Here is a 23,474-nt window from a genome sequence, read left to right on the forward strand (position 1 = left end):
CGGCATCGAAAGCGGTGCCGGGTTTCCTTTGCCGTCGGATTTTCTCGACTTGGACGGCACGCCTTCATTCGTCCTCGAACGCATCGGGCGGGGCCGGTTCGGCGATCGTGTATCCGAACGGCAGGATCGGTCCGCGCCAGCGCATGACGCGGGGGCCCTCCGGCTCCGCGCGGACGATGCGGTAGGTCGGTCCCATCGCCGAAGGGAGGCCGAGGCCGCCCGGCCCGCTCCCCACCGTTCCGAAGCGGCGCCGCGCGTAATAGGCGGCTGCCGGCGCTTCGGGCTCGATATAGCCGTAGACCGGGCGCCAGCCGCCCATCCGCCCACCCGCCTGTCGCGGTGGGGCGGCGACGCGCGGCGGAACCCGCGCCGCCGCGACCCGACGGGTCTTCGGCTCCGAGACCCTGGCCTGCCGAACGGCATGTGCGCGGCTCGCCGTCTTCCGGATTTCCTGGCGCCTCAGCTTGGCCGAGCGCCGGACCGATCGGTGATCCGCGCGCTTGGGTCCGGTGGGCTCATCGATCTTGGCGGGTGTCGAGACCGGTCGCGGGGCGGCGGCGTTGGTCGGTGCGGGTTCCGGCCGGACGGGCGGATCGGTCCAGTTGCCGGACGCCTTGGTCTCGGACGGTTCGCGGGGCTTGCCGCCCGGCCCGTCCTCGGCCGCGGCGGGGCCGGCGGCCAGGATCGTGCCGAGAAGGACGAGAACGGTTCGGATGCGGCTGCCGCTCGACATGGGAATTCCCCTCGGGATCGGAGAAGGATCAAGCCCGCCGTCGGCTCCGTTTTCGGGCGCATTCGAGCACCGCGCGGAAGCCGAGGGTGAGGTTAACGGCCTCGGTCCGACGCGTCCATAGATCCTTGTATCCCGGATGTGCGAAATCGAAAGCGTTCCGCCGCACGATCCGCTTCTCCTCGCACCGCACAGCGGTCCGGCCGGAGCCGCTTCAACCCCGACACGGCGCGCGCGTCACTACGAGCGCTGAAGCGGGCGGCGGCAGGCGGCCTCTGCCCGTCACTCGGCGGCGGGCGGCCTGCGCGGCAGGGTGCGATAGCGCCGGTCGGCGTAGAGCAGCCCATGGGCGTCGCTGGCTTCGGCGAGCGCCACCACGGCGCCGATCAGCACGTCGTGGGTGCCGATCGGATGGCGGTCCACGATCCGGCAATCGAAGGCGATCAGGGCGTCCGGCAGGATCGGGGCGCCGGTCCGCAGGCGGTTCCAGCTTCGGCCGCCGAAGCGTTCGGCCGGCGGCAGGCGTCCGGCGAAGTCGGCGGCGAGGTCCGCATGCGCGTCCGACAGCGTGTTGACGCACAGGACCCCGTTGCGGAGCAAGGCGGGATAGGCCGACGCGTTGCGGTTCAGACAGACCAGCAACGTCGGCGGCCCGTCGCTGACGCTGCACACCGAAGAGGCCGTCAGGCCCGCCCGGCCGCCGGGCCCGTCCGTGGTCACGAGATGCACGGCGCTCGCGAGCCGGGACATCGCCTCGCGGTAGGCCGAGGCGGAAACGGCGGCCTCGGTATCGTGTGCGGTCATGGCAGTCGCCTCTCGGGGCCGGCTCGGGTCCCGATCGTTGGGTGGAAAGTCGTCGGGCCGGGGTGAACGCTCACGAAGTCCGCACGGCCCCCGTGGAAGTCCATCGCGCGGGTGCCACGCAAAGTCCATCGAGGCCGACATCCGCCCATGGGGATGGACCGGAGGTCGTCGAACGCGGTGGGTGTTCGTGCGGCACCGGTCAAGACGCGACGGGCCGTCGATGGCTTCATCGGACGCCGGGCATGCCGACAATCGGTGCGGGATGGCACCGCAGGGCAATCGCTTTCAAGCGATTGCCCTGGTTTTTGCCGGCCTCATACGCCATCCGGTTGATGAGTTCGGCCTCTCCTGCGTCATCGCGAGGCGAAGCCGTGGCGATCCAGGGCGCGCCCTTTCCGGACAGGGCGCGCCCTGGATCGCTTCGCGGCCGCTCGCGATGACGGAGGGGGGCCAAACCCGAAGCCATCAAGCGGAAACGGCCTCAGTCGCCGGCGCCCGCCTCCGCGGACATCTCGGCCCCTTGGGCTTTCGCTCCGCTCGATGCTTCTCAGGACCAGGGTCCTGAGAAGCCCGCTCCGCGCGGCGCTCTTGGCCGTGTCCCTTGGCGCCGCGAAGCCGCTCGAGCGGCTTCGAGCGACGGCTCTGGGATGGCACCGCGCCCGCTCCCTTGCGGACCGGCCGGCCGCTGGCCGATGAAGCTCGGACGATCCATCCGAGGCCACGCCATCTCCGCCGCCGATCCGCTCCGCCTTCCCCCGTCCCGTCAGCGCTCGCACGGTGCGGTGCGCCTGCGCGTCGCCCCGGCCGGCGGCGAGGGCGGCCCGACGCGGATCGTCGATCTCGCCGAGAGCGGCCCCTTGCGCCTGCGCCTGCCCCGCCAGGGGGCCGAGCCGATGCTGGAGGGCGTCCTCGTCAACACCGGCGGCGGCATCGCCTGCGGCGACGTCTTCGAGGTCTCGGTCGTGGTCGATCCGGGCGGAGCCTGCCTGCTGACCACGACCGCGGCGGAGAAGGTCTACCGCTCGGACGGGCCGCACGCCGAGATCGTCAACCGCGTGACGGTCGCGTCCGGCGGGCGGCTCGACTGGCTGCCGCAGGAGACGATCCTGTTCGACCGCGCCCGCCTCGTCCGCCGCCTCGAGGCGGATCTCGCCCCCGGCGCCGCGCTGCTCGTGGCCGAGATCGCGGTGCTCGGCCGCGCCGCCCGCGGCGAGAGCCTGGAGGAGGCCTTGTTCGAGGATCGCTGGCGCATCCGCCGCGACGGGCGCCTCGCCTACGCCGACACGCTGCGTCTCGAAGGGGCCGTCACCGCCGTCATGGCCCGGAAGGCGATCGGCGGCGGCGCGCGGGCGCTCGCGACGATCCTCGATCTCTCGCCCGGCGCCGAAGCGCGCCTCGACGAGGCCCGGGCCCTGCTCGACCCGTTGCCGGCGGGCGTCGAGGCCGGCGCCAGCGCCTGGAACGGCCACCTCGCCGTGCGCATGCTGGCCCCGACGATCGCCCCCTTGCGCGCGGGCGCCGCCCGCTTCCTCGCCGCGTGGCGCGGGCGGCCGATGCCGCGCGTCTGGCAGGGCTGACCGGCTTGACCCGCGCCCGCGCATGATCCTTGCTCCAGCGCACCACGTTCGAGCGCAACGCCTTCGACCGACCCTCATCCCAGGACGCGTCCCTTGCTCCTCACGCCCCGCGAGAAAGACAAGCTCCTCGTCGCCATGGCGGCCCAGGTCGCCCGCAACCGGCTGGCGCGGGGGGTGAAGCTCAACCATCCGGAGGCCGTGGCCCTCATCACCGACTTCGTAGTGGAGGGCGCCCGCGACGGGCGCTCCGTCGCCGAGCTGATGCAGGCGGGCGCCGCCGTGCTCGACGCCTCCCGGGTGATGGAGGGGGTGCCCGAGATGATCCACGACATCCAGGTCGAGGCGACCTTCCCCGACGGCACCAAGCTCGTCACCGTCCACCATCCGATCCGCGGCGCGCCCTCGGCCGACGTGCCCGGCACGGTGACGACGCGGCCCGGCGAGATCGTCTTCAACGCCGACGCGCCGCGGACGGTGATCGAGGTGGCCAATACCGGCGACCGGCCGATCCAGGTCGGCTCGCACTACCACTTCTTCGAGGCGAACCCCGGCTTGCGTTTCGACCGCGAGAAGGCGCGCGGCCGGCGCCTCGACATCGCACCGGGCACGGCGATCCGCTTCGAGCCGGGCTCGACGCGGGAGGTGACGCTGGTGCCGCTCTCGGGTGACCGCACGGTGTACGGTTTCCGCGGCGACGTGATGGGTCGGCTGTGACGCTCGCGCGCCGGGATGTCCGCTTCTTCGTCAACGCGGTCGTCCCGGTCGAGACCGTCCGGGTGCTGGCCAAACCCCTTGAAAGGCGCGAGGCCGGGTTTTCCGATCACCCGATCGGCACGATCGACCGGCTGCAAAACCACGCCGACCTTCGACCGCAAGGCGATCATTCGGCGAACTTCACTGGCCTGAGCGGGAAAGCGTGAGGCACATGTCCGACACCCCCAAGCCCGCCGCCCTCCCCCGCGCCGCCTATGCCGACATGTTCGGCCCGACCACCGGCGACCGCATCCGGCTCGCCGACACCAGCCTGGAGATCGAGGTCGAGCGCGACCTCACGGTCTACGGCGAGGAGGTGAAGTTCGGCGGCGGCAAGGTGATCCGCGACGGGATGGGCCAGTCGCAGGTCACCAATGCGGAAGGCGCGGTCGATACCGTCGTCACCAACGCGGTCGTGCTCGACCACTGGGGCGTGGTGAAGTGCGATGTCGGCCTCAAGGCGGGCCGCATCCATCGGCTCGGCAAGGCCGGCAACCCGGACGTCCAGCCGAGCGTCGACATCGTCGTCGGCCCCGGCACCGAAGTCATCGCGGGCGAAGGAAAGATCCTCACCGCCGGCGGCTTCGACAGCCACATCCACTTCATCTGCCCGCAGCAGATCGAGGAGGCGCTCTGCTCCGGCGTCACGACGATGCTCGGCGGCGGCACCGGGCCGGCGCACGGCACCTTCGCCACCACCTGCACGCCGGGACCCTGGCACATCGCCCGGATGATCGAGGCGGCCGACGCCTTCCCGATGAACCTCGCCTTCGCCGGCAAGGGCAACGCCTCGGTGCCCGGCGCGCTGGAGGAGATGGTCCGGGCCGGCGCCTGCGCGCTCAAGCTCCACGAGGATTGGGGCACGACGCCGGCGGCGATCGACACCTGCCTGTCGGTGGCGGACGCCCACGACATCCAGGTCATGATCCATACCGACACGCTCAACGAGTCGGGCTTCGTCGAGGACACCATCGCGGCCTTCAGGGGGCGCACCATCCACGCCTTCCACACGGAGGGCGCCGGCGGCGGCCACGCGCCGGACATCATGAAGGTCGCCGGCCTCGCCAACGTGCTCCCGTCGTCGACGAACCCGACGCGGCCCTTCACGAAAAACACCATCGACGAGCATCTCGACATGCTGATGGTGTGCCATCACCTCGACCCGTCGATTCCCGAGGATCTGGCGTTTGCCGAGAGCCGCATCCGCAAGGAGACCATCGCGGCCGAGGACATCCTGCACGACATCGGCGCGCTCTCGATGATGTCCTCGGACAGCCAGGCGATGGGCCGGGTCGGCGAAGTGGTGATCCGCACGTGGCAGACGGCGGACAAGATGAAGCGCCAGCGCGGCGCCCTGCCGGGCGATGCCTCCGGCAACGACAACCTGCGCGCCCGGCGCTACGTGGCGAAGTACACGATCAACCCGGCCATCGCCCACGGCGTGTCGCGCCACATCGGCTCGGTGGAGCCGGGCAAGCTCGCCGACCTCGTGCTGTGGACGCCGGCCTTCTTCGGGGTGAAGCCCGACCTCGTGCTCAAGGGCGGCATGATCGCCACCGCACCGATGGGCGACCCCAACGCCTCGATCCCGACGCCGCAGCCCGTGCACTATCGCCCGATGTTCGGCACCTACGGCCGCGCCCCGTTCGCGACCGCGCTCACCTTCGTCTCGAAGGCGGCGATCGAGGACGGCCTGCGCGCGCGGCTGCGGATCTCGAAGGAACTCGTTGCGGTGGAGAACGTGCGCGGCGGCATCTCGAAGAAGAGCATGATCCTCAACGACGCCACGCCGGTCATCGAGATCGACCCCGAGACCTACGACGTGCGTGCCGACGGCGAGCTTCTGGTGTGCGAACCGGCCGAGGTCCTGCCGATGGCGCAGCGCTACTTCCTGTTCTGAGCTATGATCGGCCGCCGAAAGGAGGCGACGCGATGACCGAGGCCGCGCCGAAGCCGCCGCTGGCGGCCGATCTTCATGAGATGGATTTCCATGCCTGGGCTCGCAGGCAGGCCCAGGCCATGACGGCGCGCGAGCCGGGCGCGCTCGATGTCGCGAATCTGATCGACGAGGTCGAATCCTTGGGGCGGAGTCAGCGGGCGGCGATCGAGTCGCATCTGAGCGTGTCGATCCTCCACCTGCTCAAGTTCCGGGTCCAGCCCGGTCGAGCCACCGTGAGTGGGCACGTCACCCTGCGGAACCAGCGGCGGGATATCGGGCGTCTCACCACGCGAAGCCCGAGTCTGCGCGGATATCCGGCCGAGATCCTGGCTGAAACCTATCGCGACGCGAGGCGCCGGGCGGCTCAGGAAACCGGGATGGACGAGAGCGCTTTCCCGGACGGTCTGCCCTTCACCCTGGCCCAGATCCTCGACCCGGATTTCGTCCCCTGATGTCCCGACCCGAGTCCACGCCGTCGGACACGCTGTTTTCCGCCGATCTCGCCGCCTGGGCCGACGCGCAGGCGGAGGCGCTTCGCGCGCAGCGCCTGGATGCGCTCGATTTCGACCATCTGTCCGAGATCATGGATGAACTGGCGGTCGAATATGAGAACGAGTTGCGGGCCCGGCTCGGTGTGTTCCTCACCGGACTCCTGCGCTGGGCCGAGCAGGTGGACCTGCGCGGCCACTCCTGGGCCGCAACCATCGACATCCAACGCCTTCGCGTCGAACGCCTCCTTACGGAAAGTCCGAGCCTGCGTGCCGCCTTGCCGAGGCTGATCGCGGCGACCTATCCGGAGGCCAAGGCGCGTGCCGTCTTGGAAAGTGCCCTGTTCGACGACAGCTTTTCGGAGTCCAGCCCCTTCACGGAAGACGAGGTTCTGCGCAGCGGCTTCTTCCCGGACCCGTACGGTGACGATGCGATCCGCGGCGAGGGATGGTGGAGGCGTGCGCCATGATCCGCGCCACCCGCGTCATCCGCCGCGACCGTCTCGGCCCCGGCGAGATCGTCGACCGCGTCGTGCTCGATTCCGGCGACCGGCACCGCCGCCGGATGGCGATGCGCGGCGTCGGCGGCACCGCGTTCCTGCTCGATCTGGCCGAGGCGACCGTCCTCGACGACGGCGACGCCCTCGCCCTGGAGGACGGGCGGCTCGTCTGGGTCGAGGCGGCGCCCGAGGCCCTGCTGGAGATCCGCGCGCCCTCCCCGCTCGCGCTCAAGCGGCTGATCTGGCACATCGGCAACCGGCACATCCCCGCCGAGATCGGCGAGGCGGCGGTGTGGATCGGATACGATCACGTGCTCGCCGAGATGGTGCGGGGCTTGGGCGGCAGCGCCGAGCCGGTGACGCGCCCGTTCCGGCCGGAGGGCGGCGCCTATGCCGGCGGCCACTCTCACGATCACGCGCATGACCACGGGCACCCTCACCACCATGATTGACGCCCTGCGGCTGATGGCGTGGCTGTCGCCGACCTACCCGGTCGGCGCCTTCGCCTACTCGCACGGGCTCGAAGGGGCGGTGGAATGCGGCGACGTGCGTGACGCCGCCAGCCTCGCCGAATGGCTCGCCGACGTGCTGGAACTGGGGGCGGGCCGCAACGACATGATCCTCTGCACGTGCGCATACCGCGCCGCCGCCGCGGGCGACGCGGCGGATCTCGCCGGGATCAACGACCTCGCCCTGGCGCTCAGCCCCTCGCGCGAGCTTCATCTGGAGACGAGCCAGCAGGGTCGCAGTTTCCTCGACGCGACCCTCCATGCGTGGCCCTGCTCGACCCTCGCGGGCGCCGCGGCCCGGCTCGACGGTGCCGTGGCCTATCCCGTCGCCGTCGGCGCGGCGGCGGGCGCTCACGGCGTCGCCCGCGAGGCGACGGTGGCGGCCTACGGCCTCGCCTTCGTACAGAACCTCGTCTCGGCCGCGCTTCGCATCGCGCCGATCGGCCAGAGCGCAGGCACGACTGTGCTCGCCGGGCTCACGCCCCGGGTCGCGGCGCTGGCCGAGTCCTTGCACGGGGCCGGTCTCGATGCGCTCGGCAGCGCGACCCTGCGGCTCGACCTCGGTTCCTTCCGGCACGAGATGCAGTATTCCCGCATCTTCCGCTCCTGAGGATCGTTTCGCAGTCATGGCATCCCTGAACGGCCCCTTGCGCGTCGGCATCGGCGGACCCGTCGGTTCCGGCAAGACGGCGCTGATGGAGCAGCTCTGCCGCCGCTTCCGCGACCGTTACGAGATCTGCGCGATCACCAACGACATCTTCACCAAGGAGGATGCGCGCATCCTCACTGTGGCCGGCGCCCTGCCGGAAGAGCGCATCCTCGGCGTCGAGACCGGCGGCTGCCCGCATACTGCGATCCGCGAGGACGCTTCGATCAACCTCGCGGCGGTGGCCGAGATGCGCCGCCGCTTCCCCAGGCTCGATCTCGTGCTGATCGAATCCGGCGGCGACAACCTCGCGGCGACCTTCTCGCCGGAACTCGCCGACCTCACCCTCTACGTCATCGACGTGGCAGGCGGCGAGAAGATTCCCCGGAAGGGCGGGCCCGGCATCACCCGCTCGGACCTGCTCATCGTCAACAAGACCGACCTCGCCCCCCTCGTCGGCGCCGACCTCGCGGTGATGGAGTCCGATACGCAGCGGATGCGGGGCAGCCGGCCCTATGTCTTTGCCTCGCTGCGCGAGGGGCACGGAGCGGACACGGTTGCCCGCTTCATCGTCGAGGCGGGCGGGCTGGCGTGAGCGCCTCGTCCCCTTCCTCCCGCAAGGGGAAGGAGAGACGCGCACCCGTTCCGTCGCGGCCTTTTCTCGCGCCGCCGAGAGCATCGTCCCGAAGGGCGGCTGCCGGCTTGTCTGAAAAGACGATGCAAAGACAAGGGTCTAGAGCATCGTCCTGGATCCGGTATCCAGGACGATGCTCGAGCGGCGGAACGCGTCGCGCTCTTCCAGCGCCTCGATCAGGTCGAGGACGTGCACGACCTGCCCGGAAACATCCCACCACGACGGCAGGCGGCGCCGGGCCGGCACCGGGTGATCGAGCACGGCTGCGACGAGGAAGGTCGTCTCCGGCAGCGGCGGCGCGGCGAGCCCGGGCGATCGGAACACCGGCAGGGCCGCGCGGGCGAGGAGCGCGGCCTTGCGTCCACCGTCCACGCGCGCCCGGCGGGTGATGGAATCGAGATCGTTCGCCTCCACCGCGCGGCCGATCTCGGCGTAGATCGCGCCGGCGGCGCGGATCGCCGGGCGGCAGGCGGGGGGAAGCGCGGCGATGCCGGGTTCGGCGCGGGCGTAGAGCCCGTCGGCCGCCGCGAGCAGGCGGGCCACGACCCGTCGCAGACCCGGACCGGGCCGGGGATCGCTGAGGAAGGCGCGCGCGTCGATGCCCTCCGCCGCGAGCCACGCCCGCGGCAGGTAGAGGCGTCCGGCGCGCGCATCCTCGCCGACATCGCGGGCGATGTTGGTGAACTGCATGGCGATGCCGAGATCGCAGGCGCGGGCCAGGGCGTGGCCGTCACGCACGCCCATCGCCAGGGTCATCATCGCCCCGACCGTGCCGGCGACCCGGGCGGCGTAGGCGGCGAGATCGGAGAGCGTGTCGTAGCGTCGGCCGCGCGCGTCCCAGGCGAGCCCTTCGAGCAGCGCCCGCGGCAGCGCCTCGGGGATGGCGTGGCGGGCGAGCACCTCGGCCAGCGCCCGGTCGGCCGGGTGGTCCTCGGGGCGGCCGGCGCAGGCCGCCGTCAGCCGCCGTTCCAGCCGTGCGAGCGCCGCGGCGCGGTCGCCGCCGGCCTCGTCCACCGCGTCGTCGGAGAGGCGGCAGAAGGCGTAGAGGCCGTAGGCCGAGCGCCGCACCGAGGGCGGCAGCAGCAGCGAGGCGGCGAAGAAGCTCTTCGAGCCGGCGCGGATCGCGGCCCGGCAGGCGGCGCGATCCGCCGCCGAGGCGTGCGGCGGGTCAGGCGGGAACACGGGCATCCGGCACCACGGAATCGAGGACTCGGGCCGAGGACAGCACGCCCGGCAGGCCCGCACCGGGATGCGTGCCCGCACCGACGAGGAACAGGTTCGCCACGTCCTCCGAGCGGTTGTGCGGGCGGAACCACGCCGATTGCGTCAGCACCGGCTCCAGCCCGAAGCCGGAGCCGCGAAAGCTCAGGAAGTCGGTCTCGAAATCCTGCGGCGTCGTCACCTTCGAGGTGACGAGGGCGTCCGTGAATCCCGGCAGCACCGAGCCTTCGAGGACGCGGGCGATGCGCTGGCGGTACGGTTCGGCGAGCTGCGCCCAGTCCTGGCCGCCGGCCAGGTTCGGCACCGGGGCGAGCACGTAGAACGCGTCGCAGCCCGGCGGCGCGAGCAGCGGATCGGTCGCGGTCGGGCGGTGGAGGTAGAGGCTGCAATCCTCCGCCAGATGCTTGCGCTCGAAGATGTCCCGCAAAAGGCCGCGATAGCGCGGGCCCATCAGGATCGTGTGGTGATCGACCGCCGGGTATTTCCTGCGCGTGCCGAAATACCAGACGAACAGGCCCATGGAGGAGGCGGCCCGGGCCAGGCGCCGCGCGCTCCAGCGGCGGGTCGTGCCGCCGAGCAGCGTGCCGTAGGTGAAGGCGGAATCGGCGTTCGAGACGAGGATGTCGGCGGGAATCGTCTCACCGCCGGCCAGGATCGCGCCGGTGGCGGTTCCCCGCTCGACGCGGATGCGCGCGACCTCCGCCCCGCAGCGGATCGCGCCGCCCTGCCCGCGGATCAGCCCGACCAGCCCGTCGACCAGCCGCCCGGTGCCCCCCATGGCGAAATGGACGCCCCATTGCCGTTCGAGATGGGCGATCAGGCAGTAGATCCCGCTGGCGCGGAACGGGTTGCCGCCGATGAGCAGCGGGTGGAAGCTGAAGATGGTGCGCAGGCGCTCGTCGCGGATGAAGCGGGCGACCACGTCGTAGACGCTGCGGTGGCCGGAAAGCCGCAGCAGGTCGGGCGCGATGCGCAGCATCGCGCCGAGGCTGTCGAAGGGAACGTGGCCGAGTTCCTCGAAGCCGACCCGGCACACCGCCGCGCTGTGCGCCATGAAGCGCTCGTAGCCGGGCACGTCGTCGGGCGCGAACCGGGCGACCTCCGCCCGCATCGCGGCGCGGTCGCCGCTGTAGGCGAAGCTCCGGCCGTCCTCGAAACGGATGCGGTAGAACGGCTGCATCGGCACCAGGGCGATGTCCTCACGCATCTCCCGCCCGCACAGGCGCCACAACTCCTCGAACAGGAACGGCGCGGTGACGATGGTCGGCCCGGCATCGAAGGTGAAGCCGTCCTGCCGATGGACCCGGGCGCGTCCGCCCGGCTGGCCGAGCCGTTCCAGCACGGTGACGCGGTAGCCGCGGGCGCCGAGCCGCACGGCTGCCGCCAATCCGCCGAAGCCGGAGCCGATCACGACCGCGTGCGGCCGGCGATCCAGTTCCGGCACGTCAGTCGGCTTGACGGCGAGTGTCAACATGACTTGACACTATGGACGGGATTTCCGGCGGCGCAAGAGGCGTCCCATACGGTATGTGCTTGATCGCCTCTGTCCCTCCCCATCGTTGCGAGGCGAATGGCGAAGCGATCCGGGAGCGGGACGCAAGCCGGTTCAGGCTTTCGCGGTCCGGCACCATTCGCCGGCCGTATCGCGAAGCCGAAGCGCTCCAGGTCGCAGCCCTCTCCGGACCTGTCGCGCCGCTGGATCGCTTCGCTGACGCTCGCGATGACGGCGTGTGACACGATCCGAGGTGATCGACCGGAGCCCGATCAGGCTGGTGAAGCCTGCCCCGCCCCGGCTTCCGCGAGAATGATCTCCGCCACGCGCTCCGGCGCCTCCTCGTGGGCGAGGTGGCCGAGACCGCGCAGCAACTCGACGCGGGCGCTCGGAAGACGGTTGCGCAGGGCGAAGGCGTCGTCCGGCTTGATCGCCTTGTCGTCGCCGCCGACGATCAGCAGCGTGCGGGTCGTCAGGCGCGGCAGGTCGCGGGCCAGGGCCGGCAGGTCCCAGTTCGCCATCATGCCGAGCGCCCCCGCGACGTGTCCGGCGCGGGTGAAGAGGCGGCGGTAGAGATCGAGCCCCTGCGGGTCGAGGCGCGAGCCGGTGCCGTCGATGAGCCGGCGCACCGCGGCCCGGTCGGCCCCCCAGGCAAAGAATTTCGGCGTGACGGGGTTGAGGAACAGCATCCGGGCGATGCCGGGAAACAGGATGCTGGCCACGCCCGGAAACGGGGTCAGCGCACCGTTCAGTGCCACCAGCAGGTCGGGCGCGATCCGGCGGTCGAGGCACATCCGGGCGAGCAGGGCGGCGCCGGCCGAATGACCCACCGCGAGGCGCGGGCGCAGGCCCAGGTGGGCGGCGAGGCCGGCGACCGCCTCGGCCATGCCCGGCAGCGAGAGCCGCCGGGCGGGCAGCGGATCGGTGAAGCCGTGGCCCGGCAGATCGGGCGCCACGACCCGGAACCTTTGCCCCAGCAGCGGCGCCAGCCCGCGCCACGAGTGGGTTGCGGCTCCGGTGCCGTGCAGGAGCAGCAGGCCGGGCGCCTCGGCCTCGCCGAATTCCTGCATGTGCCAGCGCAGGCCCGCCACCTCCACGAAGCGGCTCGCGGCGTGGTGCGGCCAGTCGCGGCCGTCGCGTTCCCAGTCCGGCCGGTCTTCGTCGAGGAGGGGCACGAGCAAGGGGCCTCAGGCTGTGGCGGCGCGCACCGCCGCGCTGACGCTGCCCGCGTCCGCATGGGGCAGCGGACAGTAGCGTGCCCGCGCCGCTTCGGCGAGGCGGCGGGCGCCGTCGGGCCGCGCCCCGGTATCGATCACCAGGGCGGGCAGGCTCTGCGCCCGCAGCAGGCGCGCGGCGGCGAGCGCCTCCTCTCCGGCGAGCGCCCTGCCGCCGAGACCGGAGCGCGCCACGTTGGCGCGCCCATCCGTCAGCAGGACGATCACCGGGCTGCCGCCGGCCCGGCGCACGCCGAGGGCGAGCGCTGCGGCGGCGTCGAGGCCGGCGGCCAGCGGCGTGCCGCCCCCGCCCGGCAGGCCGGCGAGCACGCGCTTGGCCCGCACCAGCGAGCGCGTCGGCGGCAGCACGGTCTCGGCCCCCGCGCCGCGGAAAGCGACGAGGGCGATGCGGTCGCGGCGGACGTAGGCCTCGGCGAGCAGCAATTCGACCGCGCCCTTGGCTTCGGCCAGCCGCTCCAGCGCCGCCGAGCCGGAGGCGTCGACGCAGAAGATCGTCGTCGTTTCGCTGCGCCGCTTCAGCCGGCGGATCCGAAAATCCTCCGGCGCGACGCGGATGCGGCGCGTCTCGCCCCCGCCCCGGCGCAGGCCCTGCCAGGGTGCTGCGGCGCGCAGGGTCGCGATCAGGTCGAGCCGCCCCCGGCGCGGATCGCCGGGACGGCTGCCGACGGGGCGACCCGTCAGGGGCGAGGCCGAAGCCGCACCCATCCGCCCGGCCGCGCCGGCACGAAGCGGCGGACCGCCGGCAAGCAGCCGGGCCAGCAGATTGTCGGGGAGTGCGGCGCGGACCGCATCGAGCACGATCTCATCGGGCCTTCGTGAGGCGTCCGCCGGTTCGGCCGCGGCATCCGGCGCCGCGCCCGGTTCGCGCTCGGGCCGCGCCTCCGGCGGCGGGGGCTCCGCGGCGTCCGCCTCCTCCGGTTGCGGCGGTCCGGGCAGGCGTGTCGCCCGGGGCGCCAGGACGAGGCGGGCCGCCTCGATCAGGTCGGCCTCGTCCGGCTCGGCGCGCCCCGCCCCGGCCGCGATCCGCCGGGCGACCCGCAGGGCGAGGAGCGGCGCCCGCAGCGAGGCGATGCCGAGCGCTTCCGCGACGGTCGAGAGCGTGGCGGCGGGGTCGGGCGCGGGCCGGTCGGCACGAAGAGGAGCGAGACCTGCCGCATCACCACCGTTCCCCTCAGCGAAGGCAGGAGAAAAACCCCGCGCATCCCGCAGGCTCACGCCGGTCAGGTCGATGCGGAAGGCCAGCCGGTCGGCGAGCGCCGTCGGGACGGTCTCGTCCTCCTGTCCCTCGTCCTCTTGCCCCTCGTCCAGCAGCACGAGCCCGAACCGGGCGGGCAGGCGGGCGGCGAGGCCGTCGCGTTCCAGCGCCAGCGTGCCGGTATCGAGGGCGGCGGCGAGCCGGGCGACGGTGCCGCGTTCCAGCCGCTCGGCCATCGGCACCACGACGGCGCCGCCATCGGCCTCCGCGAGCAGCCCGCGCTGGATCACCGGGCGGCCGGCGCGCAGGGTCGCGGGCAGGTCGAGCCCGCCGATCAGCCGGTCGTCGGCGATGCCCGGCGGCATTCGCCTCACCGGGCCGGCGAGGTTCTCACGAAGCGCATCGAGCCAGAGGTCGCGCACCGGGCCCGCCCCGGCCCGCAGGACGAGGCCGCCGAGCCCGTGCGGATCGGCGGCGAACAGGGCGGCCGCGCGCAGGCCATCGATCCAGGCTCCGGCCGGATCGTCCCGTGCCGGGGCCATCGCGGTCGTCAGCGCCTGAACATGCCGTGCTCGACCCGGTCGCCGGCGCGGATGCCGAGCTTGGCAGCGGTGCCGGCGTTGAGTTCGAGCACCGCGAGAACCGGTTCGCCCGAGGGGATGACCTTGGTCGAGAGCGGCTCCGTATCGGCGGCGATGCGGGCGACCGTGCCGTCGGAGCGGATGAACACCATGTCGAGGGGCAGGTAGGTGTTCTTCATCCACATGGTGACCGGCATCGGCCGCTCGAAATCGAACAGCATGCCGTGATCGGCCGCCATCGAGCGGCGATACATCAGGCCGCGGGCGCGCTGCGCGTCGTCGCGCATCACCTCGACCTGGAAGGGGTGGCGGCCGTTCTTCGCGACGATGCCGAGCGGCTCGGTCGCGGCCTGGGCGGCCGGCGCCGCTCCCTGCGCCCGGACGGACGAGACCGGGCCCGCCGCCAGGACGACGAGGCAGGCGGAGAGACGCAGCAAGAGACGCAGCAGCTTGGACACGGGCACGGGGGTCACCGTCAGTGGGAGGCCGGAAGCGCCCCGTCGACGAGGCGGACCTCCGCCGCCATAGCACCCTTCGAGCCGTCGCCGTAGCGCACCAGCACCTGCTCGCCCGGCTTCAGCTCGGCGATGCCGTAGCGGCGCAACGTCTCCATGTGGACGAAGATGTCCGGCGTGCCGTCGCCGCGGCTGAGGAAGCCGAAGCCGCGCAGACGGTTGAACCACTTCACCACCGCGACCTCCAGGCCGCTCGTCGGCGTCACGCTCTCGTGGGTGCGCGCCACCGGCAGTTCGGAGGGGTGGAGGGCGGTGGACTGGTCCAGCGAGATCACCCGGAAGGCCTGCCAGCCGCGGGCGCGCTGCACCGCCAACACCACGATCCGCGCGCCCTCGCTGGCCGCTTGGTGCCCGTCGCGGCGCAGGCAGGTGATGTGCAGCAGCACGTCCGCCGCGCCGTCGTCCGGCACGATGAAGCCGAAACCTTTCGAGACGTCGAACCACTTGATGCGGCCGGCGATCTCCACGAGCTCGGCCGGTTGCTCGCTCTCGCTCTCCATCGCGCGGTCCCGCGTCCCCGCGGTGCGAAACCCGACGGGGCTCAGTTCGTAATCGTTCGACATGTAAGCAACCCGTGCCGAATCGCGCCGCGCAATTCCGGACCTACGTTAACAAAGTCCCGATTCCCGGGAAGCCCGTTTGACCGGCAATGAGACACAGCGGGGGAGCATTTTTTCAGCCGGCATGGCGTGGAAGCCGCAGGGCCGAACCGGACCCGGCCCCGCACGGATTTCCAGTGTCGCCCTTCCAGCGTCGCCCTTGCCGCGGAAGGGTGGTAGGGCGCGGCCATGCCTGCTTCCTCGCCCGTCCTGCCGCCCGCGCCGAGCCGGCGGATCGATGCCCTCGACCTCGCCCGCGGCGCGGCGCTCGCGGCGATGGCGGCCTACCACGCCCTGTGGGATCTCGGCTTCCTGCAGCTCACGCCGCAGAACCTCGCGCTGACGCCGCCGGGGCGTCTCGCGGCCCACGGCATCGCCGGTTCGTTCCTGCTGCTGGTCGGGATCGGCCTCGTGCTCGCCAACGGGAACGGCGTGCGCTGGCGCCCCTTCGGGCTTCGCCTCGCGCGGATCGGCGGGGCGGCCCTCCTCATCACGGCGGCGACCTGCGTCGCCTTTCCGCACAGCTACATCTTCTTCGGCATCCTGCACTGCATCGCCGTCTCGAGCCTGCTCGGATTGCCCTTCGTGTTCCTGCCGGTCCCGGTGACGGCACTGGCCGCGGGCGCCGTGATGCTGGCGCCACGCGTCTTCGCCCATCCCCTGCTCGACGCGCCGCAACTCTCTTTCCTGGGCCTCGGCCGAGGTCTGCCGGACACCAACGATTGGGTGCCGCTGTTTCCCTGGTTCGGGCCGGTCCTGGTCGGGATCGTCCTCGCCCGGCTCGTCCGGCCGGCGCTGGCCGGCTCGGCCCTCGCCCGCTGGAGGGCCCGGAACGCGGTCGCGCGCGGGGCGGCCTTGGCCGGGCGGCACAGCCTCGCCGTCTACCTCGTGCACCAGCCGGTGCTGCTCGCGCTGTTCACCGGCCTCGTCGCGCTCACCGGGCCGCACCCGAAGGCGGGGCTGGCGGGCTTCCGCAAGGACTACGCGGCGAACTGCACCCGCACCGGCGGCGAGGCGAACGCCTGCCGCATCGCCGCCCGCTGCACGGCCGACGCGCTTCGCCGCGAGGGCTTGTGGGGCTCGGGCAAGCCCTATTCCGGAGAGGAGCGGGTGAAGGCGCAGAACCTGTCGCAGCTCTGCTACGAGGCTGCGGAAGGCACCGCGGCTGCGCCGTGAGGCGGTGGGCGGGAGATGCGCGATCGGACGGAAAAATCTCAGTCCTTGGCGCGCTCCACGTAGGAGCCGTCGGCCGTCATGATGACGACGCGGGTGCCGGTGGTGACGTGCGGCGGCACCGAGGTCTTCAGGCCGTTCGAGAGGATCGCCGGCTTGTAGGAGGAGGAGGCCGTCTGGCCCTTGGTCACCGGCTCGGTCTCGACGATCTCCAGGGTCACGCGCTGGGGCAGCTCGATGGCCAGCGGCACGCCGTTATGGGTCGAGAGGGTCACCGCCATGCCCTCCTGGAGGTAGGGGGCGGCGTCGCCGATCACGTCCTCGGGAACCGCGATCTGCTCGTAGTTCTCGGGGTTCATGAAGTGATACCCCTCGCCGTCCTGGTAGAGGAAGGTGTGCTCGCGGTCCTCGACGAAGGCGCGCTCGACCTGCTCGGTGGTGCGGTAGCGCTCGGAGATCTTCACGCCGTCGGTGATCCGGCGCATGTCGAGCTGGGTGACCGGCGTGCCCTTGCCGGGGTGGATGTTCTCCGCGGTCAGGATGACGTAGAGCTTGCCGTCCTTCTCGACGACGTTGCCCTTGCGAAGGGTACTGGCGATCACTTTCACGAGCGTGGACCTTGGCTTGACGAGAACGGCGGCTCTTTCCCGGCGCATCGGCCGGACGAGCGGAATCATCCGCGAGGCCCTACCCTATCCGCGGCCCGGTTGCCAGCGGGAGGCTGGTTTCGCGTGAGCACCGAAACCTCGCCCTGGTGGCATCCCGGCATCCACGCGGATCGCCGGCCCCTGCTGCTCACCCGCAACCGCATCCTCGCGAGCCTGCGTGCGTGGTTCTCCCGGCACGACTTCGTGGAGGTGGAGGCCGCCGCGCTCCAGGTCTCGCCCGGCAACGAGGCGCATCTCTCGGCCTTCGCCACGGAGGCGATCCTGCCGGACGGCGGGCGCGAGCCGCTCTACCTGCACACCTCGCCGGAATTCGCCTGCAAGAAGCTTCTGGCGGCGGGCGAGCCGCGCCTCTTCAGCCTCGCCCACGTCTTCCGCAACCGCGAGCGGGGCGCGCTCCATCACCCCGAGTTCACGATGCTCGAATGGTACCGGGCGGGGGAGACCTACGACGCGCTGATGGCCGATTGCTCCGCGCTGCTGGCCCTGGCGGCGGACGCGGCGGGCGCGAGGCGGCTGACCTTCCGCGGGCGCGAGGCCGACCCGCTCGCCCCCTTCGAGCGGCTGACCCTGGCCGAGGCCTTTCGGCGCTACGCCGCGATCGATCTCCTCGCCACGATCGCGCCCGACGGCACCACCGACCGGGACGCGCTCGCCGACGCGGTGATGACCCGCGGCCTGCGGGTCGCGCCGGACGACACCTGGGCCGACCTGTTCAGCCGCGTCCTCGTCGGGCTGATCGAGCCGCATCTCGGGCAAGGGCGCCCCACCATCCTGTGCGAGTATCCGGTGAGCGAGGCGGCGCTGGCGCGGCCGAGCCCCCGCGACCCGCGGGTCGCCGAGCGCTTCGAGCTCTATGCCTGCGGCGTCGAACTCGCCAACGCCTTCGGCGAACTGACCGACCCGGCCGAGCAGCGCCGCCGCTTCGAGGCGGAGATGACGGAGAAGGTGCGCGTCTACGGCGAGCGCTATCCCGTGGACGAGGAGTTTCTCGACGCGCTCGCGGTCATGCCCGAGGCGAGCGGCATCGCGCTCGGGCTCGACCGGCTGGTGATGCTGGCGACCGGCGCGCCGCGCATCGACGACGTGATCTGGACGCCGGTGGCTCGGGGCCGGTCGCGGTGAGCGTCGCCCTGAAGAGCCCCGCGGCGCTGGCCCGTGCCGGGCTGGCGGAGGCCGCCGCCCTGCCCGCTTTGGAGCGGGTCGCGGCGCGCTACGCCGTTTCGGTGACCGCCGACATGGCCGAACTGATCGATCGGGGCGACGCCGACGATCCGATCGCCCGCCAGTTCGTGCCCCGGGCGGAAGAACTGGAGACGCAGCCGCAAGAGCGCGCCGACCCCATCGGCGACGACGTGCACGCGCCGGTGCCCGGCATCGTCCACCGCTATCCCGACCGGGTTCTGCTCAAGCCGCTGCACGTCTGCCCGGTCTATTGCCGGTTCTGCTTCCGTCGCGAGCGCGTGGGGCCGGAGGGCCAGGGCTCTCTGAGCGAGGCCGAACTGGCCGGCGCCTTCCGCTACGTCGCGGAGCATCCCGAGATCTGGGAGGTGGTGGTGACGGGCGGCGATCCCTTCGCCCTCTCGCCCCGGCGCCTGGCCGCCATCGCCGAAGCGCTCGGCGCGATCCCGCACGTGCGCGTGCTGCGCTTCCACACCCGCGTCCCGGTGGTCGAGCCCGCGCGCGCGGATGAGCGGCTCGTCGCGGCCCTGAAAAGATTTCCCGGCGCGGTGTTCGTGGCGCTCCACGCCAACCACCCGCGGGAGTTCACGCCGGCCGCGCGCGCGGCGATCGCGCGGCTCATCGATGCCGGCATCCCGATGGTGAGCCAGAGCGTGCTGCTGCGCGGCGTCAACGACGATGCCGAGACGCTCGAAGCCCTGATGCGCCGCTTCGTCGAGAACCGGATCAAGCCCTACTACCTGCACCACGGCGACCTCGCACCGGGCACCGGCCACCTGCGCACCGGCCTGCCGGAGGGACGGGCGCTGATGCGCACCTTGCGCGGCCGTCTTTCCGGCCTCGCCCAGCCGCTCTACGTGCTCGACATCCCCGGCGGTCACGGCAAGGTGCCGGTGGGGCCGGGCTATCTGGAGGAATCGGGCGGCGCGTGGCGGGTGACCGATCCGAACGGCGCGGTTCACGCCTACCCGCCCGAAACGGACCACGAGGACAAGCGATGACACGCAGGCTGTGGGGACGGGCGAGTTCCGGCAACGTCCAGAAGGCGCTCTGGGCGCTCGACGAGCTGGGCCTGCCCTACGAGCCTATCGAGGCCGGCGGCGCCCACGGCATCGTCGGCGATGCGGCCTACCGCGCGCTCAACCCGAACGGCCTCGTGCCGACGCTGGAAGAGGACGGCTTCGTGCTGTGGGAATCGAACGCGATCCTGCGCTACCTCGCCCAGACCCATGGCGGCCCCTTGGGCCTGCCGGAGGCACCGCGCGCCCGTGCGCTGGTGGATCAATGGCTCGACTGGCAGGCCACCGCCTTCACCCCGGCGATGCGCGACGCCTTCCTCCAACTCGTGCGCGTCGCCCCCGGCAAGCGCGACGCGCGGGTGATCGAGGCCTCGCGGGGCCATTCCGAGCGCTGCGCCGCCCTGCTCGATCGGCACCTCGCCGACACGCCGTACGTGGCGGGGGAGACCTTCTCCATCGCCGACATCGCCGTGGGACTCGCGGCGCATCGCTGGTTCCAGTTGCCGCTGGAGCGGGAGGAGCGGCCGAACATCCGGCGCTGGCACGATGCGCTCGCGAAACGATCGGCCGCCTCGGCCGTTCTGTCGCTGCCGCTCACCTGAGCCGTTTCCGGCGGAGGTCGGACCGTGACGGACGCCGTGCCCGCCCCCGGACGAAAGAAGACGATGTTCTTCCCGCTCTCGAAGCTGATCTTCTTCATCCTCACGCCGTCGAACTTTCTGATCCTGCTCGGGCTGCTCGGCTGCCTGCTGCTGTTCACCGAGTTCGGACGGGGCTGCGGCCGCGTTCTCACCGTCGCCGGCTTCCTCGGGCTGCTCGTCGCCGGGCTCTCGCCGCTCTCGGCCTGGATCCTGATGCCGCTGGAGAACCGCTTCCCCGCCTTCGCCGATGACGACCGGCCGGTCACCGGCATCGTCGTGCTCGGCGGGGCGGTGGAGGCGGATACATCCGTCGGCCGCGGCCAGATCACCGTCAACGACGCGGGGGAGCGGGAGATCGCGCTGGGCGACCTCGCCCGGCGCTATCCGCAGGCACGGCTGGTCTTCTCGGGCGGTGCCGGCAGCACACGGGCGGATGCGGTCTCGGAAGCCGATGTCGTCAGCCGATATGCCGATACGCTCGGCGTGCCGCGCGACCGCCTGATCCTCGAACGGCAATCGCGCAACACGCATGAGAACGCCGTGTTCTCCGGGCGCTTGGCGCAGCCGAAGCCGGGGGAGCGCTGGCTGCTCGTCACCTCCGCCTGGCACATGCCGCGGGCGATCGGCTGCTTCCGCAAGGCGGGTTTCTCGGTGGTGGCCTACCCGGTGGATTACCGCACCAACTGGCCCCGCGACGCCACCCGCTTCGCCAGCTTCGCCTCGGACGGCCTGTCGGAACTCGACATCGGCGTGAAGGAGTGGATCGGAATGATCGCCTACAGGATCGCCGGCTACACCGACGCGGTGATGGCGGCGCCCTGAGGCCGGCTCACGCCCGCGGCAGGCTCAAGCGGTAGATCCCGCGGAAATCGTCCGGGTCGGCCACCGGCTTGCCTTTCCGAAGGATCCGGACGCGGCCCGCCTTGGTCAGCTGCACCGCGACGCGGCGCACCGGCTGCATCAGCGGCCCCCAGCCGTCCGGATGCGGACCGCCGAGCGCGCGGGCGACCTCGGAGGGGCAGCAGGTTCTGTCCGCCCCGCGCTCGGTCACGAGGCGCAGCATCGTTTCTTCGATCGCGGCCTCGTCGGCCCGGTTATCGGCCATGAGAATCCTCCTCGACGAGCAGGAAGGCGCGGATCCGCGACGAGAACTGGCGCCGCCACATCACCCAGACGACGCTGGCGGTGGCGAGCATCAGCACCGGCGCACTCACGAACCAGCCGAGATAGGCCAGCGCGAACAGGAAGGCACGCTGGCCCTTCGCGAAATGCGAGCCCGCCGCGACGTTCATGGCGCCGGCCCGTTCGGCCGCGCGGAGCATCACCGCCTCGGAGGCGCCCGAGCCCTTGGGCGGCACCGCGCCGATCAGGATGGCGCCGTAGTTGAACAGCCGGTAGGCCCAGGCGAACTTGAAGAAGGCGTAGACGAACACCACCGCCAGTCCGGCGACCTTGATCTCCCAGGTCTGGCGGGTGGTGCCCGCGCCGAAGGGCAGCGCCGAGAACAGGTTCAGCACGTCGTCGCCCGAGCGCGAGAGCGTCAGCACCGAGCCGAGTGCGATCAGCGAGGTCGAGGCGAAGAAGGCGGTGCCGTTCTGGAGCGAGGCGTTGATCGTCGTATCCACGACGCGGTTGTCGCGGGCGATCATCTGGACGGCCCATTTGTGCCGCTGCCGGTTCATGATCTGGCTGAGGCTCAACCGGGCGCCGCGCCGCCGCTGGACGGCGAAGCTGTAGCCGACCCAGGACGCCACGAAGAAGACGAGGGCCGCCAGATCGAGCGGGGAGAAGGCGCGGATGTCCCACATGGTCAGGGGGTCGCCTCGCCGGTCGGTTCGAAACGCATGACCGGCGGCTACAGGCGGGAGGCCCGGCGGGCAAGCCCCGGCGGTTTCTACGCGCGGATCTCGAAACCCGCCCCCGGGGCCGGCTCGGCTTCCGTCACGTCGATGCCGTCGACCCGGGCGGCGAAGGGACCGCGCCGGCACTCGGCGAGCAGGGCGTCGACCGCCTCCGCCGGGCCGGAGAACAGGGCCTCGACGGTGCGGTCGGGCCGGTTGCGGACCCAGCCCGCGACGCCGTGGCTGTCGGCCCGCTTCTTGGTCCAGGCGCGATAGGACACGCCCTGAACGCGGCCGCGGATCACCGCGCGGATCGCTTTCGTCGGATCGGTGCTCAAGGCGGACCGGGCTCCCAGGTTCGGATCGAACCGGGAGCCCTGTCGCTCCCGGCTCTCGCGCATCGTCTTGGAAATCGGCTCCAGGACGATGCGCTCGACTCTTGTTCTTGCATCGTCTTTTTCCGAAAGCCGGAGGCCACCTTTCGGGACGATGCACTAGCGGGTGGCCATCGCGGCCGGGGCCGGCGTGGCCTCGGCGCGGCTCGCGGCAGCGGCTTTCGGCCGGTAGGTGAGGTACCACGCCAGCGAGATGAAGAGCACGCCGCCGACGAAGTTGCCGATGGGAGCCATGGCTTTCCTCTCGCCTTGCCGTGGCCTGACGAAGACATGTCGGCCGGTCAGACCGGCTCTCATACCGTTTCCGATTGATCGCTTCGGGTTTCGCCCCCCTCCGTCATCGCGAGCGGCCGCGAAGCGATCCAGGGCGCGACGGGTCCGGAAAGGGCGCGCCCCGGTTTGCCACGGCTTCGCCTCGCAAGGCCGAACGCATCAACTGGATATCGTATCAGTGCCAGGGCATTGTCGGAGCCCTGCGGCAAATGCGGGTCAGGCCGGAGCCCGGCGCTGCCATCCGCGAATCTCCTGAAGGTAGGGACCGGGCAACTGCGCCGCCTGCCCCGCCGCCAGAACGGCTTCGAGATAGCCGGGCCGCGGCAGACCGCCGGCTTGGCTGCGGCCGAGATAGATCAGCGCCCGCTTCACGCCCGCCTCCGTGACGATCGGCTGGCAGGCCTTCAGGTAGAGGCCGCCCGCGACGCCCTCGTAGCGGTCGAGCGTCGGCACGTCGGAGAGCGCCAGCTCCCACAGCACGCCCCAGACGGTGGCGCCGGGCGCACGCACTACCGAGGCCCAGCCCTCCTTCATGATGATGAAGCGGTGCCGCGGCAAGCGTCCGCGCCCGATCAGCCTGGAGGCCGGGCAGCGCAGGGCCATGGCGGCGGCGTCCATGTTGGCGCCGTAGGCGAAGTAGAGCGGCATGTTCGGAGGGGAGCGATCAGCGGAGTCTGCCAATCGTGGCAGGCTGGATTGCCTTGGCTGTCGCCGCGCGACGACGAAGAGGCAAGCTCTGTTGCCAGCCGGCGATGCGGGCCGCTCGTCGTCGGCCGGTACGATCCGTCATCGCGCGGGAGAGCCGAGACTGGCGGCGAAAGACGACGGACCGCTCGAACGTGTCCTCCGGCTCTCGTCGCGCTCCGG

General features: G+C 71.8%; 28 protein-coding genes. 14 read left to right on the forward strand and 14 right to left on the reverse strand.

The genetic code is table 11. The features are described from left to right. Positions 1 to 64 precede the first annotated feature (64 nt). Together PGN25_04290 and PGN25_04295 are read right to left on the reverse strand one after the other, a co-directional pair. Positions 65 to 733, reverse strand: a complete 669-nt coding sequence (locus PGN25_04290; protein ID MEH3116831.1) for a hypothetical protein — start codon at positions 731 to 733, stop codon at positions 65 to 67. A gap of 279 nt (positions 734 to 1,012) precedes the next feature. Then, entirely contained in the window at positions 1,013 to 1,534 is a 522-nt protein-coding gene (locus PGN25_04295) for a flavin reductase (protein MEH3116832.1), read from the reverse strand. Positions 1,535 to 2,181: 647 nt separating this feature from the next. Here PGN25_04295 and PGN25_04300 point away from each other — a divergent pair. The 9 genes from PGN25_04300 to ureG all read left to right on the forward strand — a co-directional run bounded on the left by PGN25_04300 (position 2,182) and on the right by ureG (position 8,541). Next, positions 2,182 to 3,111 (forward strand): urease accessory protein UreD, encoded by a 930-nt coding sequence (locus tag PGN25_04300; GenBank protein MEH3116833.1) that lies wholly within the window; start codon positions 2,182 to 2,184, stop codon positions 3,109 to 3,111. 93 nt (positions 3,112 to 3,204) lie between these two features. Then, positions 3,205 to 3,825, forward strand: a complete 621-nt coding sequence (locus tag PGN25_04305) for an urease subunit gamma (protein ID MEH3116834.1) — start codon at positions 3,205 to 3,207, stop codon at positions 3,823 to 3,825. Continuing rightward, entirely contained in the window at positions 3,822 to 4,031 is a 210-nt protein-coding gene (locus PGN25_04310; protein MEH3116835.1) for a hypothetical protein, read from the forward strand. The genes PGN25_04305 and PGN25_04310 overlap by 4 nt, the downstream gene beginning before the upstream one ends. Before the next feature lie 5 nt (positions 4,032 to 4,036). Next, positions 4,037 to 5,764: an urease subunit alpha gene (gene ureC / locus PGN25_04315; GenBank protein ID MEH3116836.1), complete on the forward strand. Its 1,728-nt coding sequence runs from the start codon at positions 4,037 to 4,039 to the stop codon at positions 5,762 to 5,764. Between the two features lie 32 nt (positions 5,765 to 5,796). After that, the gene (locus PGN25_04320; GenBank protein ID MEH3116837.1) at positions 5,797 to 6,255 is read left to right on the forward strand and encodes a DUF29 domain-containing protein; all 459 of its coding nucleotides are present in this window, start codon (positions 5,797 to 5,799) and stop codon (positions 6,253 to 6,255) included. Next, entirely contained in the window at positions 6,255 to 6,761 is a 507-nt protein-coding gene (locus tag PGN25_04325; protein MEH3116838.1) for a DUF29 domain-containing protein, read from the forward strand. Before PGN25_04320 ends, PGN25_04325 begins: the two co-directional genes overlap by 1 nt. Continuing rightward, entirely contained in the window at positions 6,758 to 7,243 is a 486-nt protein-coding gene (locus tag PGN25_04330) for an urease accessory protein UreE (protein MEH3116839.1), read from the forward strand. Before PGN25_04325 ends, PGN25_04330 begins: the two co-directional genes overlap by 4 nt. Next, positions 7,212 to 7,910, forward strand: a complete 699-nt coding sequence (locus tag PGN25_04335; protein ID MEH3116840.1) for an urease accessory protein UreF — start codon at positions 7,212 to 7,214, stop codon at positions 7,908 to 7,910. Before PGN25_04330 ends, PGN25_04335 begins: the two co-directional genes overlap by 32 nt. A gap of 16 nt (positions 7,911 to 7,926) precedes the next feature. Further along, positions 7,927 to 8,541, forward strand: coding sequence for an urease accessory protein UreG (ureG, locus tag PGN25_04340; protein ID MEH3116841.1), 615 nt, complete (start codon positions 7,927 to 7,929; stop codon positions 8,539 to 8,541). Positions 8,542 to 8,679: 138 nt separating this feature from the next. On the opposite strand, the gene PGN25_04345 is transcribed toward ureG, so the two are convergent. The 6 genes from PGN25_04345 to PGN25_04370 form a co-directional block, all read right to left on the reverse strand. Beyond that, positions 8,680 to 9,768 (reverse strand): phytoene/squalene synthase family protein, encoded by a 1,089-nt coding sequence (locus tag PGN25_04345; GenBank protein ID MEH3116842.1) that lies wholly within the window; start codon positions 9,766 to 9,768, stop codon positions 8,680 to 8,682. Beyond that, complete coding sequence (locus PGN25_04350; GenBank protein ID MEH3116843.1) at positions 9,749 to 11,275, reverse strand: phytoene desaturase; 1,527 nt, start codon at positions 11,273 to 11,275, stop codon at positions 9,749 to 9,751. Before PGN25_04350 ends, PGN25_04345 begins: the two co-directional genes overlap by 20 nt. A 290-nt stretch (positions 11,276 to 11,565) precedes the next feature. Then, positions 11,566 to 12,468, reverse strand: a complete 903-nt coding sequence (locus PGN25_04355) for an alpha/beta fold hydrolase (GenBank protein MEH3116844.1) — start codon at positions 12,466 to 12,468, stop codon at positions 11,566 to 11,568. Between the two features lie 12 nt (positions 12,469 to 12,480). After that, positions 12,481 to 14,265, reverse strand: a complete 1,785-nt coding sequence (locus PGN25_04360) for a magnesium chelatase subunit D (protein ID MEH3116845.1) — start codon at positions 14,263 to 14,265, stop codon at positions 12,481 to 12,483. Positions 14,266 to 14,273: 8 nt separating this feature from the next. Beyond that, the gene (locus tag PGN25_04365; protein ID MEH3116846.1) at positions 14,274 to 14,783 is read right to left on the reverse strand and encodes a DUF192 domain-containing protein; all 510 of its coding nucleotides are present in this window, start codon (positions 14,781 to 14,783) and stop codon (positions 14,274 to 14,276) included. Beyond that, a complete protein-coding gene (locus PGN25_04370; GenBank protein MEH3116847.1) occupies positions 14,780 to 15,319 on the reverse strand; it encodes a cold-shock protein in 540 nt (179 codons plus the stop codon). The genes PGN25_04365 and PGN25_04370 overlap by 4 nt, the downstream gene beginning before the upstream one ends. A gap of 288 nt (positions 15,320 to 15,607) precedes the next feature. On the opposite strand from PGN25_04370, the gene PGN25_04375 reads away from it, so the two are divergent. Continuing rightward, the gene (locus PGN25_04375) at positions 15,608 to 16,594 is read left to right on the forward strand and encodes a heparan-alpha-glucosaminide N-acetyltransferase (protein ID MEH3116848.1); all 987 of its coding nucleotides are present in this window, start codon (positions 15,608 to 15,610) and stop codon (positions 16,592 to 16,594) included. Positions 16,595 to 16,632: 38 nt separating this feature from the next. On the opposite strand, the gene efp is transcribed toward PGN25_04375, so the two are convergent. Beyond that, complete coding sequence (efp, locus tag PGN25_04380) at positions 16,633 to 17,199, reverse strand: elongation factor P (protein MEH3116849.1); 567 nt, start codon at positions 17,197 to 17,199, stop codon at positions 16,633 to 16,635. A gap of 123 nt (positions 17,200 to 17,322) precedes the next feature. Here efp and epmA point away from each other — a divergent pair, with 123 nt between their 5' ends. The 4 genes from epmA (at position 17,323) to PGN25_04400 (ending at position 20,920) form a co-directional block, all read left to right on the forward strand. After that, entirely contained in the window at positions 17,323 to 18,381 is a 1,059-nt protein-coding gene (epmA, locus tag PGN25_04385; GenBank protein ID MEH3116850.1) for an EF-P lysine aminoacylase EpmA, read from the forward strand. Further along, on the forward strand, positions 18,378 to 19,439 hold the full coding sequence (locus tag PGN25_04390; GenBank protein ID MEH3116851.1) for a lysine-2,3-aminomutase-like protein: 1,062 nt from the start codon (positions 18,378 to 18,380) through the stop codon (positions 19,437 to 19,439). Before epmA ends, PGN25_04390 begins: the two co-directional genes overlap by 4 nt. Continuing rightward, positions 19,436 to 20,059: a glutathione S-transferase family protein gene (locus PGN25_04395; protein MEH3116852.1), complete on the forward strand. Its 624-nt coding sequence runs from the start codon at positions 19,436 to 19,438 to the stop codon at positions 20,057 to 20,059. Before PGN25_04390 ends, PGN25_04395 begins: the two co-directional genes overlap by 4 nt. Positions 20,060 to 20,122: 63 nt before the next feature. Continuing rightward, entirely contained in the window at positions 20,123 to 20,920 is a 798-nt protein-coding gene (locus PGN25_04400; GenBank protein ID MEH3116853.1) for a YdcF family protein, read from the forward strand. Between the two features lie 7 nt (positions 20,921 to 20,927). On the opposite strand, the gene PGN25_04405 is transcribed toward PGN25_04400, so the two are convergent. The 5 genes from PGN25_04405 to PGN25_04425 form a co-directional block, all read right to left on the reverse strand. Next, positions 20,928 to 21,203, reverse strand: coding sequence for a DUF3253 domain-containing protein (locus PGN25_04405; protein ID MEH3116854.1), 276 nt, complete (start codon positions 21,201 to 21,203; stop codon positions 20,928 to 20,930). Continuing rightward, positions 21,193 to 21,906: a DUF599 family protein gene (locus PGN25_04410; GenBank protein ID MEH3116855.1), complete on the reverse strand. Its 714-nt coding sequence runs from the start codon at positions 21,904 to 21,906 to the stop codon at positions 21,193 to 21,195. The genes PGN25_04405 and PGN25_04410 overlap by 11 nt, the downstream gene beginning before the upstream one ends. An 86-nt stretch (positions 21,907 to 21,992) precedes the next feature. Continuing rightward, positions 21,993 to 22,277 carry an acylphosphatase gene (locus PGN25_04415; protein ID MEH3116856.1) on the reverse strand — a complete coding sequence of 95 codons (285 nt, stop codon included), beginning with the start codon at positions 22,275 to 22,277 and terminating at the stop codon, positions 21,993 to 21,995. Between the two features lie 156 nt (positions 22,278 to 22,433). After that, positions 22,434 to 22,568, reverse strand: coding sequence for a hypothetical protein (locus PGN25_04420; GenBank protein ID MEH3116857.1), 135 nt, complete (start codon positions 22,566 to 22,568; stop codon positions 22,434 to 22,436). A gap of 255 nt (positions 22,569 to 22,823) precedes the next feature. Beyond that, positions 22,824 to 23,255, reverse strand: coding sequence for a gamma-glutamylcyclotransferase (locus tag PGN25_04425; GenBank protein MEH3116858.1), 432 nt, complete (start codon positions 23,253 to 23,255; stop codon positions 22,824 to 22,826). Positions 23,256 to 23,474: the final 219 nt, after the last annotated feature.

This window comes from Methylorubrum populi (genome assembly GCA_036946625.1).
Taxonomy (GTDB): domain Bacteria; phylum Pseudomonadota; class Alphaproteobacteria; order Rhizobiales; family Beijerinckiaceae; genus Methylobacterium; species Methylobacterium populi_C.